Below are 14,768 nucleotides of genomic sequence, written 5' to 3'. Positions count from 1 at the left end.
AAAGGATTTATTCTATCTCAATAAAGTAAAAAATGAAAAGGCAATTACTAACATTATGTATGTTGCTGTTAGCTGTTCCAATGCTTTGGGCACAGTCTAATGGACAAACGGATTTCAATAAAAATTGGAAATTTTTTAAAGGCAGTGTCAATGAAGGTGAAAAGGCAACTTTAAATGATGATAACTGGAGAACTGTTCGAGTACCTCATGATTGGGCAATCGAAGGACCTTTCTCAAAAGAATACAGTACAAGATGTGGTGGACTTCCTTTCCATGGTGAAGGTTGGTACCGAAAACATTTCACTTTAACTGAAGAGCAAAAAGGAAAGCAAGTAGCGATAGAATTCGAAGGAGTAATGAATAATTCAGAGGTATGGATTAATGGACATTACTTAGGAAAAAGACCTTTCGGATACATTGGTTTTGAATACGATTTAACCCCTTATTTGAACGAAAAAACGGAGAACGTAATTGCAGTAAAAGTAAGTCCAGAAGATTTATCATCGAGATGGTATCCTGGAGCTGGAATTTACCGTAAGGTGTGGCTAAATGTCAATAATTCTATCCATGTAGGACATTGGGGTTCTTTTGTAAAAGCCAATAATGTTACCTCTAGAGTAGCTACAATAGAGATTGCTATTGATGTACAAAACCACTTAAAATCAGACGAGATTGTCACTATTACGAATAAGGTAATTTCACCAGAAGGTAAAGTAGTAAAAGTATTGAACACAAAAACAGTGGCAGAAAAGGAAGCGACTGTAAAATCGATGCAATCATTCAATTTATTATCACCAGAGTTATGGTCACAAGAGCAACCCAATTTGTACCATGTAGTCACTGAAATCAAAGATAATAAAGGGAAGTTGATGGACACCTATACTTCAAGATTTGGAGTGAGAGACATCAAGTTTACTGCAAAAGAAGGATTTTTCTTGAATGGTAAGCTGACGAAATTTAAAGGGGTGTGTTTACATCATGATCTTGGTCCTTTGGGTACAGCTGTAAACCGTAGAGCAACGGAACGTCAGTTGCAGATAATGAAAGATATGGGAGTGAATGCAATTCGTACATCCCACAACCCACCAAGTAGAGAGTTGTTAGAAGTGTGTGATGAGATGGGTCTTATTGTAATCGATGAAGCTTTTGATGAGTGGAAAATCGGGAAAATTGAAAACGGATATAATAATTATTTTGATGAGTGGCACGATCGTGATTTAAGAGACATGATCCGTAGAGATCGTAATCACCCATCAATTATACTTTGGAGTATTGGTAATGAAATCTTAGAGCAAGGCTCAAAAGAGGGGTGGAAAGTAGCCAACAAATTAGCTACAATTTGTCATGAAGAAGATCCTTCTCGACCAAATACGGCAGGGTTTAATAATTATGGAGGTTCAATTAAACACAAGTTGGCGGATCAGGTGGATGTAGTTGGCTTTAATTATAAACCTGCTAAATATGCTGAATTGGTAGAGGAACACCCTGATTGGATTATCTATGGTTCAGAGACAGAATCAGTAACAAGTTCAAGAGGTGTGTATCAAGATACCTTCTTAGAGAAATACGAAAAACACGAAGATAAGCAAGTAACAAGTTACGATATTGTTGGTCCTGTTTGGGCATATCCTCCAGACATGGAATTCAAATTTGAAAAAGAGAATCCTTCTATCATGGGAGAGTTCATGTGGACTGGTTTTGACTATTATGGAGAACCTACACCTTATGGTGGTCGTGATAATGTAACGAATGGTCAATGGCGTGCTGATTGGCCTTCTAAATCTTCTTACTTTGGAGCAGTTGATTTATGTGGTTTTCCTAAAGACCGTTTTTACTTATACCAGAGTGAATGGACAGATAAACCGATGCTTCATGTTTTACCTCATTGGAATTGGAAAGGGTATGAAGGAAAAGAGATCCCTGTTTTTGTTTATACTAATGCCGAAGAAGTTGAATTATTTCTAAATGGCCAGTCTTTAGGTAAAAAGGTAAAAGGAGTAGACAAAGCGACTATTCCTGTAAGTTTCCGTTTTTACGAAGGACCAAATAACTTCGAATCTCCTTATCGTTTACGTTGGGATGTTCCTTACCAAAAAGGAGAATTGAAAGCCATCTCTTATATAGATGGTAAAGTGATTAATGAAGAAGTAATCCACACCACGATAAAAGCAAAATCGATTACATTAGAAGCGGATAGACAAGTTATCTCTGCTGATAATGGAGAAGATTTGGTGTATGTTACTGCAAGAGCTATTGACGAGAATGGTCATTTTTGTGCAACATTTAATGGAGAATTATCATTTGATGTTCAAGGTGCAGGTACTTTTGAAGCAACAGGCAATGGAGACCCAACGATGACCATTGTGCCACAGAGTAAAAAATTGAAATTCTTTAACGGAATGGCTTTGGTGATTGCTAGAGCTAAAGAAGGCGTTGAAGGAACAATGACAATTACAGCTAAAGGAAAGCGTTTAAAATCAGCTACAATAAAAGTAGAGACTAAACTTTCTGCAACTGCTAAAAGAGAATTATAATTCCTAGCTATTCCCAACTTATGTATTAAACATGGGTTGGGAATATTTTTTTATATCAAGAACTAATGAAATGAATTTAAATTTACTAAAATGTGTAAGTACAGCTCTGCTAGTTCTTACACTTTTCTCGTCTAATTTTGCTCAAAATAAGGTAACTGTAGACCCTACAACTCAACGTTTTTTAGGGAATAAAACCACTCGTTTTGATCGAGATAAATACCTTCAAGCACATGTTTGGTTTGGAGACAAGAACGACCCAGAATTCGAATCTTTTAAAAAGCAATACAATATTAATTCTGAGTATCAGGGCTCAAGACGCTTTTGGGGTCCTATGAACATGACTAAGAAGGGGAACATTCCTAAAGTAAAGAACAAATACAACGGAGAAAGAGAAGTAAAGCCTTATACAGTTGTCACCGGACGAGCTACAGATTTATTCTACGATAGAAAAGTAGATTATACTGAAGTAGATATCACATCTTACACTAAAAAAGTAGCAGCATATGTAGCATCGTCTTTTCAAAAAGAATGGGAAGAAATGCCTGGGATTTATGAGCCTTACAATGAGCCATTCGTTCATGCTTCTGATTTATATCCCGGAAAAAGAAACAGAGAGAAGACAGATATTGCCATACAAAAGATATCATCTTCATTAAGTGAACTAGGGAAAGCCATTCATGCTGTTCCAGAGTTGAAAGAGATGAAGGTCGCAGGCTATGCCTCTGCATGGCCAGAGTTTGAACATAATAATTTTGAAGTGTGGGATCAAAGGTTCAAACAATTTATTGATATAGCAGGATCAGACATGGATATTTTTTCTGTGCATTTGTATGATGGAAAAGGATTGAATAATTCAGGTGGTCGCCGTTCAGGATCTAATGCAGAAGCCATTTTAGACATGATTGAAGCTTACAGTTTTATCAAATTAGGTGAAATAAAACCGATAGCAATTACAGAATATGGTCGTTTGGTAGATGATCAACCGAATTGGAAACCAAAGAGTGGACTGTCCAACTATCATCCTATAGAAAATGCACAGGCTGTAAGATCACAGATTCATTTATCGATGCAGTTTATGGAAAGAGGAGATAATATTGTGACTACAACCCCTTTCTCTACAGGTAAAGAAGATCCGACAAAAAAATATTCTAAGGCAGGTCTTTGGACAAAAAATGATAAAGATGAGTGGGAATTAACCTCTCGGAAATACTTCTTTGAAACTTGGAAAACAGTTAAGGGAAAAAGAGTAAATATAGCTTCTGAAAATGTTGATATTCAAGTACAGGCATTTGTCAATGGAAAACAATTGTATGTTATCTTAAATAACCTGAGTGAAGAAACACAATCCATTCCTTTAGCTATTGAGGGGGATCAGGATTTCAAAAATATTATGGTAAAACGCATTAAGACGTATGTAAACAAGATGCCAAAGATGGTGAAAAAGACCTTGAAATCTGCCCCATCTTCTATGGATATTGAATATGGAGAAACGATTGTTTTAACGTATAATTACAACCATAAAATTGAGACGCCTCAGAAAGAATATAGAACCAAATACTATGCGTCAGAGTATTTAAAGCCGATTAAATCTAATAAGAAGAATTCATTCGAGTTTGCATCAGTTACTGCAGGAACTAAAGGTAATGTAACTTTAAGGTTGGGTATAGGAAGAGACAAAGGAAAGAGTTTACAACCGATAGTTTTATTGAATGGTCAACAAGTTAAATTACCAAATGATAGTGTTAGAGGGTATGATCAGCACAATAGGAAGAAATTCTTTGGGGTGCTAGAAATTCCTGTTCCACACTCTCTCATAAAAAATGGAAAGAACGAAGTGAGTGTTACTTTCCAAGATGAAGGAGGTCATATCAGTTCGATGATTTTACAAGTGATATCGGATAAAAAGCCGTCTAATAAAAAGGTGAATTAGAAAAAATAAAAGGTAGATTTCGGTCTACCTTTTTCTCTTAATATAAGATACCTAATTAACCTTATTGATTTATCGTTATACAAATAAATCAAATTCTTTGAATCCTGATTAGGTAGTATTACTTGTTCAGGAACATAATAATAGCGTATATTATGATTATACAAATTGAGGTGAAATGAACATTATTACTATTAAACAACTACTTCTGATTTTTAGCACTATATGCTATTTTGGAATAACTAAAGCCAATGCTCAATCTAATGATAGTCAAATTAAAGAGTATAGTACTAAAAAGACATTAGAACAGGTAATTACTCAACAATGGGAAGTGAACGACCTGATTTTTAAAACCAATAAAAAGATAAAAGATCCTTTTGATAAGGAGGTGATTGCAGAAGTGATTAACCCTCAACTTATCGTTCAAAAGATACCCTTATTCTACAATGGAAACGGAGAGTGGATATTTCGTTTTTCTAGTAGTGATGTAGGAAAAAGTACGTATAAAATAGTTGCACCTCATCTTTCATTTGATGGTAGAAAGGGAGAAGTTATCGTCCAAAAAAATACCAAAGTAGATCGCCATGGAAGCGTGGTGTTGAAAGAAGAATATCCTCAACATTTCTTTTATGAAGATGGTAAACATTATTTCAATTTAGCGTTTGAATGTGATTGGTTATTTGCTCTTGATTATGGAAAAGAGGAACTAAGTAAAACGAAACACTTATTGAAAGTACTAAATGATTATAAGTACAATCAAGTAGTCATGAATGTATATTCTTATGATGTAAAATGGAAAAAGGATCCTAAACTAGGGAATCATCAAGAATTTGAATATGGAGGGAGAGAAGATATCTATCCATTTTTAGGTTCTAACTCCTCTCCTAATTATAGCTCTTTAAACGTAGATTTCTTTCAACATTTAGATCAGGTGATATTAGAAATGCATGATCATGAAATTGTGAGTCATCTAATGATTTACGTTTGGAACAAGGGGGTAAATTGGCCAGATATGAATACTGAGGCTGATAATTTGTATTATGATTATGTCATCAAAAGGTATCAAGCATTTCCAAACGTTGTATGGGATGTCTCTAAGGAAGCTCTACTTTATGGCAGGGCTACCAATGAGTATATTTCAGAAAGAATTGAAAGGACTAAAGCATTGGATGCCTATAATCGTTTGATATCTGTACACGATTATGGTTTCTGTAAACGTCATCCAGATGAAGTAGACTTTATATCCATGCAGAATTGGGAAAGAGCATTGTATCAAAAAATGATAGACGCGAAAAATGAATTTAAGAATAAACCCATTTTTAATATCGAACATGGAGGGTATGAAGAAGCACCCTTTCAAGTATTTCCGGGAGCATATACCAATTCCGAAGCCTGCTTAAGAAGGAATTATGAATGTATTTTTGCAGGAGGTTATACCACTTATTATTGGCAAGGCGCCTCTTGGAATGTGGTCATTCATAATCCGTTCGAACAAGGAGAAGAATTTGAAAAACCTCATTTCGATTATTTTAAGCATATGGCTAATTTATTCGAAAAGTTCAACTTTGAAAATTTCGAACCATTGTCATGGTTTAACTCTAGTGGGTACAACCTTACTAATAAGAAAGATGGGGTAGTCATGATGTACACACCCAAAGAATGTCAATGGATTGGTGTATCTAAAGTGATAAAACAATTTGATGCTTCAGAAGCTAAACAGTTGTGGTTTAATACACTGACGGGAGAATATTCTGAAGAGGAACCCTACAACACAGCTCCTTTTGATTTTTGGTATGAACGCCCATGGAAAGGAGAAGCAGATGTGATTTTAATTGTAAAAGGTTTGAAAGAGCAAAAGGTAAACTAATTTTAAAACTTAAAAGGGTCCACAATCTAATAAATTGTGGACCCTTTTATTTGTTGCTTTATTTACTTTCTACAACAGATTGATTTTCTTTTTTTATTCTCTCTTTCTGTTTTTTCGAAAGCCCTTGTTTATAATATATTTCAGGCTTCCAATAGACAATTGTTTTCTTCATTTCTGGATCATTCACATCCAAACTTAAATCACAATCAAAACGAGTAAGAATAGAATGGTTGTGAGACCATGTTGTTGCATTAACAAAATGAGAAATACCCCATGTTATTCCTCTACCATTACCATTGCTATTAAAGGCATCTGGAATATATGGCCCTGCTGCCGTAGGCATTAATGAAGTGATGGAAGCGATATCAAAATTCACCCCATCTTCAGCATATTGAATGGTGAAATGTTCATTACCATCTTTAATCACTAATGCAGCTATACCGTCTTGAAATGGAAACATTGTCGTTTCATGTCCAGAGGTAATAACAGGGTTTAAAGGATGTTTTTCAAAAGGTCCTAGTGGATCATCAGCAATGGCTAAACCTTGCATCCTTACCAAATTGGGGTCTCCATCAAAATCTGACTTATAGTATAAATAAATTTTGCCTTTATATACTAAAGGATAAGGGTCGTGAATAGAATATTGATCCCATTCTCCTTCTTTCCCATTAGGGATGATGATTTTATTTGCTGGTGTCCAAGGTCCATCAGGTGAGTCAGCATAAGACACAGCAACGGGACAATCGTCACCACGTTTTCCACTCGCTTCCATAAACCCTTGATAATATAAATAGAACTTTCCTTTCCACTTTAATATGTCTGTAGTGGTTACTGATCTCCAACCAACGTTTGGTTTTGGAGGACGAGGTACTGCTACGCCCTGTTCTTCCCATTGGAAACCATCTGCACTAGTTGCATACCAAATGTCTGAAAGATCCCAGTCACTAGATGGGATAGTATCATTACTATTTTTGGCACCTTTTGGAGAAGTTGGCGTATGACGTTTCGTGTACCAGACATAATACTTTCCGTTTTCAAAAATTACTTTTGAAGGATCTCTTCTTGAAATAGTACCGTCATGATTATTATAATCAAAGCCCTTTAGTTCAGTATATTTAAACTGAGAATAAAGCTCGTTGTGTTCAGGTCTAGGAGCTGTATACGAATAGTTTCTTTCCATTGACCTACTTAGCATTCTATCAGTAGGTTTTTCTTTTGGAAGTACAAAAGGGAAACCAGTGGAGTTTTCAGGCTGTTCTTTTAGCATCTGACATGAGAATGTCGTCCATAAAAATAAGCATAGAATACCACTAAGAGTTGTTTGTTTTTTTAGATTCATATTATTTCATTTCAAAGGTTCTTGCTACAAAAATACTATTCAAATTTCGAAGTAGTAAGGGGGGATAATGGGAAATATAAGGGGTATTTTTTAGATGGAAATTATCCCTTACGCTACTAATGCATTTTAAGAATAACAATGCTTAAAATCCAAAAAATGAACATAGACATGAACTAAACAACTAGATTAAATTATACCATTTTGTCTGTTTTTTCTATAAAAATGTAATCATATGATAAAAAAAAGAAACATCTACGGGAGATTTTCATTTTCTTGAAAAATACTAAAGTGGGGTATTTCTATTCCATTATTTTTTGGTGAGGAGGAAGAATGTCCGGCAGAAACAAATCCCCCCCTTTTTTAATTTTTTTTTTTACCCCACTATTTATAATGTGTTTATCCGTTCAGATAATATCCGTAAAACTACATTTGATTTGAAATGTATTTACAATGAATTATTAACGGAATATGTTGAAACTTTTTACAAACAAGTTATGTCCAATGAATTTATCTCTATGGATGTTACTACTAGCAATTACCTTATCATTAAAGGTATCCGCACAACAAAATCAAAATCTAATATCAGGTACAATTGTTGATGAAAATGATCAGCCTTTGCCGGGTGTTAATGTTGTTATTGGAGGTACAAGTAAAGGTACCATCACAGACTTTAGCGGTAATTTCAAACTACAAGTATTTAACAGCAAAGCTACTTTGGAGTTCTCTTCTATTGGTTATGAAACCCAAACTATCCCTCTAAACGGAAAAAAAGTAATCAATTTAAAAATGGAGTTAGATGTGAAAGCATTAGACGAAGTGGTAGTAATTGGTTACGGAGAACAGAAAAAGAAAGAAGTTACCGGTGCTGTAGGCCGTGTTTCGGGTGAAGAAATTCTAAATGTATCTACCTCTGATGTTGGTGGAGCTTTGCAAGGACAAATTGCAGGTGTCAATGTTCAAGCTTCTTCGGGACAACCTGGAGCAACTGCAAACATTATGATTCGTGGCTTAAGTTCGGTCACAGGATCGAGTACTCCTTTATATGTGGTAGATGGTGTGCCTTTTGATGGTGACCCAGGTTTGTCGCCTTATGAAATTGAGTCTATTGATGTATTAAAAGATGCAGCATCTGCTGCGATTTACGGTACAAGAGGTGCGTCAGGGGTCATTTTGATCACTACTAAAAAAGGTTCTGAAGGAGAGATGAAAATCAATTTTGATGGATACTATGGGGTTCAAAAAATCACGAATGGTGTACATTTGATGAACTTTGAGGAGTATTTATATGCAGAGATGCTTCGAATTGAGAATACAGATCCTAATGCTCATTCAGAGAATTTATGGTTGCCAATATCAGAAAATCCATCTGCTTTTACCAATAATACTAACATGGCTGACGTGATCTTTCAAGATAATGCTGCCATACAAAATTATAACCTGACAGCGTCAGGAGGTAGAGATGGTTTACGTTATAATGTAAATGCCAATTATTTTTCTCAAGATGGATCTGTCATTAACTCTGGTTTTGAGAGAATGAGTTTGAGAGCCAATAATACTTACAAGAAGAAAAAGTTTACGCTATCTACAAACTTGTCTCTAAAAAGAGAAAAGAGAAGTTATACTCCACAAACACTCTTAACGGATGCCTATAAATACAAGCCTTATCAACAATTGATTGATCCCAATCAGGAAACAATTATTTCCCAAAGTGATTTGATAAGTACTGAGGATAATGATATTCAAAATATGAGCTTTTTGATGTCAAAATTAAAAAGGCAAGATCAAAGCGTGATCAACCAAATGAATTATAATCTAAAACTAGATTATGATATTGTAAAGGGCTTAAAATTATCTTCAAGATTTGGCGGTAGTATTACCGAAGGAACTAGAGAAGTAATTGAACCAATTATCAAATCATATACGGCTCAAGGAAAAGAAGTAACCATCCGTAATTATAGATCTGGTGTAAGGAATGTAAGTAGTACTAGAGATAACTGGTCATGGGAAAACTCTATAAATTATACTAAGAAAATTGGTGGCCATCAATTTAAGGTATTAGGCGTTCTCTCTTTAGAAAGTTATAACTATGGAACTTTCTATGGGCAAAAGAAAGATCTAGTTAGTAATGAAATTACCGTTTTAAATGGTGCCACTAGTGATCCATTAGCAGGTAATGACGTAGGTTTCAATCAGCCAAAAACCAATAATTTAATTGGTATGTTAGGTAGGTTTCAATACAATTATAAAGGTCGTTACTTGTTAAGTGCAAGTGTAAGAAGAGATGGATCATCTAAATTTTCTGAAGCTCATAGATGGGGGGTGTTCCCATCGTTATCTGTTGGTTGGAATGTCTCAGAAGAAGCTTTTTGGGGTGATGGCTTAAAAAACAAATTTAATGTGTTTAAGATAAGAGGTAGCCACGGAACAACTGGGAATCAAAATTTCTTAGATTACAGTAATGCTACCGCAATATTCTTAAATAAAGATTATGCTTATGGTACCGGAACAAACGAAAACCTGCAAGTGGGTGCCACACAAGTTAATTTTGCTAACGTGAATGTACAATGGGAGACTACCGTACAATCTAATATAGGAATTGACTTAGGCTTCTTTAATAATAAGCTAACTTTTACTGCAGATGTGTATAACACTGATAAGCAAGATATGTTATTCCCTGTTCTTATTCCTGCTTCTACCGGAGGTGGTATAAACCCTACTGTTGTATTGAATGTAGGTAATATGAACAACAAAGGGGTAGAACTTACAGCAAATTATAAGCATGTAGGTAAAAAAGGATTTAGTTGGAACGTTGGGGGTACATTTTCTAAAAATGAAAATGTAATTACAAAGATGGCAGGAGCAAATAAAGTAGCTTATCTAAACGGAAGTGTGGCTGTTGCTGTTGGATCTAATGCGCAAGATAAACTTTCTGTTTTAAAGGAAGGATATGAAGCGGGAGCATTTTTCTTGATCGAATCGGATGGTATTTTATCAACTCAAGAAGAAGTGGATGCTTATAACGAATATTTCGGGGCAGCAATTGCAAAATTAGGTGATTTGAAATTAGTAGATCAACCTACAATAGATACCAACGGTGATGGTATTCCAGACTCTGGTGATAAACAAATAGATGATGATGATAGAGTGTATGCCGGTTCAGGTATGCCCGATTTTGAAGCAGGACTTAACCTAGGCGCCTCTTACAAAGGGTTCGATCTTGCTGTACAATTCTACGGTGCTTTTGGTGGTGAAGTGATCAATGGTAATAAAGCATTTGCTTATCAAGAAGGTGTTCATAAAGATTTAGGGTACCAATGGACGGAGCAAAATACTTCTACAAATGTCCCAGCTTACAGAGGTGGCGGACATGAAAACTATAGAGGCCGTAATGATATCTATTTAGAGGATGGTTCTTTTGTTCGCCTAAGAAACGTGACTCTAGGATACATGTTACCAGAAAGTTTGAACAAAAAAATGGGCATCAGCAAATTTAGAATTTATGCTACTGCCATCAACCCATTAACAATAACCAATTATACTGGGTACGACCCAGAAGTAGGTAATAATGGATTGAGTTCAAGAGGTATAGATAGAGGTACATACCCTGTTACAGCATCGTATAGACTAGGTTTACAGTTTGGTTTCTAAAATGAATGAGAATGAAAAAATTAATTAATATAATCATAGCAGGAGTTTGCTTACTCCCAACAATGTGGTCTTGTGCAGGATTTTTAGAAGAGACCAACCCCAATGCCATGACCACAAGTATTTTTGGATCAACTCCGGAAGAACTTAACATGGGCCTGACAGCTGTTTATAGTACTTTTAAAGAAAAGAATCTATTGGCAATTGTACAAGAATCTAATCGTGATGACATGACAATTATTGGAGTAGCTAAAGCATTGCCTACCAATAATGAGTATTACTATAAAACCTTTAATTCGGCAACGTCTATCGTGAGTGATAAATGGTCAAGATTATACAAAGGTATCTTTAGGGCCAATCAAGTGATAGAAAATTACTATAAACTTTATCCTGAAGAGTTGGAATTAGACCTTGCAGGAGAGGAAGTGATTATTGAGGATGAAAATGATACCCATCGTTTTATTATCGCTCAAGCACGTTTTTTTAGAGGATTATTTCATTTCTACCTTCACTCTTCTTTCAACAATGGTAGCGTGATTATTTTCGATTTTATTCCAGAAAACGAAACGGACTTCTATCAGTATTTACAAGATGAAAGCGTGGTAAGAGAATTCTTCTTAAAAGAGTTTGAATTTGCCAAAGCAAATTTACCAGTAGAATGGATAGGTGCAGATCAAGGGCGTGTAACTTCGGGTGCAGCAGCGGCATTAATAGGTAAAAGTTATTTATATAGTGGTGAGTATGATAAAGCAGCTGAGTACCTAAAAGATGTCATAGATAATTATGGTTACACCTTAACTGAAAATATCAATGATAATTTTAGTGAGTACGGAGAATTTAATTCAGAATCTATTCTAGAGATCTCTTATTCCAACACTTTTAATCAGGAATTTAATGGGGGAGATGATGCACAAACCGCCAATGATTTACCACAAGCTTATAGTTTTATTGGTGGATTTGGTGGTCATCAGCCAAGTTTATGGTTAACAATGGCCTATAAGGATGATCCTATGGACCCAACGGACAATAGAAATTATTATGAAGATGAATCAGGAATTATGGTATTGAGACCTTATTCTCTTAGAGCTTCTTATTCTATTGCCTTGGTGGATGATATTGTTCCATATTATCAAACTTACCCGTTTGAGCAAAATCAACCTTTTAGAAACCAAAGAACATCCTATTTCAGAAAACATACACGCTGGGAAACACATACTTCTGAAATTGAAAATGGATTGATTCGTTCAGGATTGAATGTTAGAGTTATTCGTTTAGCAGATGTTTATTTAATGTATGCTGAGGCGATGATCAAAGGAGGAAAAGATGATGCAGGTATTGCAGAAGCTTTGAAGTTTATCAATAAAGTACGTTACCGTTCTGCGTTAGAATTAATTGGCCCTTCTGCTTCTAGTGAATATGCTTCTTCTCAACATAACGAAGTAACTTATAATGCACAATCTTTAATGGAGCATTTAATGTATATCGAAAGACCGTTGGAACTATCAATTGAAGGTCATGCAATTCGTACTATCGATTTAAGAAGATGGGGAATTACTAAACAACGTTTCGAAGAATTGTCTACTAGAGAATATCATGTGGGTACTTTTACTGGGGTAGATGCCAGTGGTAAAACGATCAATAAATGGGGTAGTGTTCTCTTTAATGGAGCATCTGATAATAATGCAGTCAATAAAAATGAATTTGGTATATCCGCAGTAAACTATGTCAACTCATTGCATGATTACTGGCCTTTACCAAATGCTGAAACGATTTCTAACCCTAACTTCAATTAGGATCAATTGGAAGTAAATTAAAGAGATAACAATGAAAAAATTAAAATATATCATCGGTATTCTTTTGTTAATCAACTTGATAGGTTGTAGTCAAAAAGAATACATTGCGCCCACAGAATTCTCTGATGTAAAATGGTACACAAGTAAATCCAATAACAATTTTACGTTTAGTGATACTATGTTTATTGGCGTCAATAATTTTATTGCCTTTACAGATTTATCTAGAGGTACCATAGAACACAATTGGTATGTTCCTGAATCAGCCAAGTTTTTAGAAGGCCCGATCTCCAATAAAGTGGTTGATTATACTCCTTATATCATCAATGATGCTGGGTTAGTATCTTCTAAACCTACTGTAAATGTATTGTTTACATCGGCATCTCCTAAAAAGGAGAATGGAGAGGATTCTATTTTTACCGTAAAATTGTATAACTCTTTTAGAGATTCAGTGTCATTTACGGGCTTTGACACATTAGAAGCAGATTACATTAACGGACTTTGGGTGATTGAGAATGATTTTAAAGTGAAAGTATTTGACTCTGTTGAAGTTGATATGACCATTGCTAATGAAGCCGGAGAAACCTTTGATAATTTTCGTGATTCTACGGCCGTTTTTGAAGTAGAATTTGGAGAGAAAATTACCTTCACTGATATTTCAACTGTTGGTGATCCGGATGCAAGAACATGGAAAATAGCAGGGAAAGAATATACAGATGAAACGGTAACTGTGACAACAAGTAGTTTGGGTAGAATGAATGTTATTTTAACAGCAAGAAGAGAGAACCCAATATTACCTCGTGGCTCAAAACAATACACAGTTGAAGGTAAAATTATGGTAGTACCTTCAAGTAAACCGTTTTCTCTTACAAGTACTGTAGACGAGTTAGAAGATCAAACTATTCAGTTTATTTACAATGGTTTATTTAAAGATTTTACTTCAGAAGAGGCGAAGAATTTCTTTTCAGCAACAGTAAATGGAAATGATGTAGAGATCGATTTTATTGGAAGAGACGAGTCGAATAAAGCCATGATTAACATTAAATTATCAGAAACTATTTATAGTAATGATGTGGTTGTTATCAAGCATAATGGAGGTATGAAAGCTACTGATGATAGAGAAAGTGGAGCTTTTGAAGAAACGGTGAATATGCATGAGGTTGTTTTATTAGATAAAGAAACAACAAAATTCACTAACGATGAAAGTGATATTTGGATAACTGCCGCGAATACAATTGCGAATCCTAATGCATCTATTACGGTTGGGACTGATGAAGACGGTTCAACTTACATGCGACTAGAAAAACTTGGAGCAGGTCCACTTCAATTAGAAGGTAGAAATGGACTATTCAACTTGGAACAAGGGAAAAAATACTTGATCAAATTTAAAATTTGGGCTTCGGCAGGGTCAGGTGGATATAAATTATATATGGTAGATGATAGATGGCATGAAAATAAATGGTTAGCACAAGATCATCCTGCGGAACAGTGGGTAGATGCGGAGTACATTTATGAAAAAACCTCGGCTGATAAACAAGGTGCTTTATTGATTATGAACCTTGGTGGTGTAGGGCCATTTAAAGTAAAGGATATCACTGTACGTGAAGCAGATATTAGACCATTAGATTAAGAAGATAGACACAATTTGTTTTAGCTTAAAGCCGGT

The 14,768-nt window shown here is 35.2% G+C and carries 7 protein-coding genes; 6 read left to right on the top strand and 1 reads right to left on the bottom strand.

The features are described 5' to 3' along the window. Positions 1-32: 32 nt before the first annotated feature. The 3 genes from NH26_RS24255 to NH26_RS24245 all read left to right on the top strand — a co-directional run bounded on the left by NH26_RS24255 (position 33) and on the right by NH26_RS24245 (position 6,328). Positions 33-2,534, top strand: coding sequence for a glycoside hydrolase family 2 TIM barrel-domain containing protein (locus tag NH26_RS24255; protein WP_052431711.1), 2,502 nt, complete (start codon positions 33-35; stop codon positions 2,532-2,534). 70 nt (positions 2,535-2,604) lie between these two features. Then, positions 2,605-4,464: a hypothetical protein gene (locus tag NH26_RS24250; protein WP_139263293.1), complete on the top strand. Its 1,860-nt coding sequence runs from the start codon at positions 2,605-2,607 to the stop codon at positions 4,462-4,464. Between the two features lie 175 nt (positions 4,465-4,639). After that, the gene (locus NH26_RS24245; protein ID WP_084812373.1) at positions 4,640-6,328 is read left to right on the top strand and encodes a DUF5060 domain-containing protein; all 1,689 of its coding nucleotides are present in this window, start codon (positions 4,640-4,642) and stop codon (positions 6,326-6,328) included. A 58-nt stretch (positions 6,329-6,386) separates the two neighbouring features. Here NH26_RS24245 and NH26_RS24240 read toward each other — a convergent pair whose 3' ends face one another. Beyond that, complete coding sequence (locus NH26_RS24240; protein ID WP_084812372.1) at positions 6,387-7,667, bottom strand: glycoside hydrolase family 117 protein; 1,281 nt, start codon at positions 7,665-7,667, stop codon at positions 6,387-6,389. A 501-nt stretch (positions 7,668-8,168) separates the two neighbouring features. Here NH26_RS24240 and NH26_RS24235 point away from each other — a divergent pair. From NH26_RS24235 to NH26_RS24225, 3 genes are read left to right on the top strand one after another with little or no spacing between them, the layout of a single operon-like run. Beyond that, positions 8,169-11,315 carry a SusC/RagA family TonB-linked outer membrane protein gene (locus NH26_RS24235; protein WP_052431710.1) on the top strand — a complete coding sequence of 1,049 codons (3,147 nt, stop codon included), beginning with the start codon at positions 8,169-8,171 and terminating at the stop codon, positions 11,313-11,315. 11 nt (positions 11,316-11,326) lie between these two features. Then, entirely contained in the window at positions 11,327-13,105 is a 1,779-nt protein-coding gene (locus NH26_RS24230; RefSeq protein WP_044217527.1) for a RagB/SusD family nutrient uptake outer membrane protein, read from the top strand. A 31-nt stretch (positions 13,106-13,136) separates the two neighbouring features. Further along, positions 13,137-14,732: a hypothetical protein gene (locus tag NH26_RS24225; protein ID WP_044217295.1), complete on the top strand. Its 1,596-nt coding sequence runs from the start codon at positions 13,137-13,139 to the stop codon at positions 14,730-14,732. Positions 14,733-14,768: the final 36 nt, after the last annotated feature.

The sequence above is a fragment of the Flammeovirga pacifica genome (genome assembly GCF_000807855.2).
In the GTDB taxonomy this organism is placed as follows: Bacteria; Bacteroidota; Bacteroidia; order Cytophagales; family Flammeovirgaceae; genus Flammeovirga; species Flammeovirga pacifica.
The sequence above is the reverse complement of the archived record's forward strand: the minus strand, read 5'-3'. Positions and strand labels throughout refer to the sequence as shown.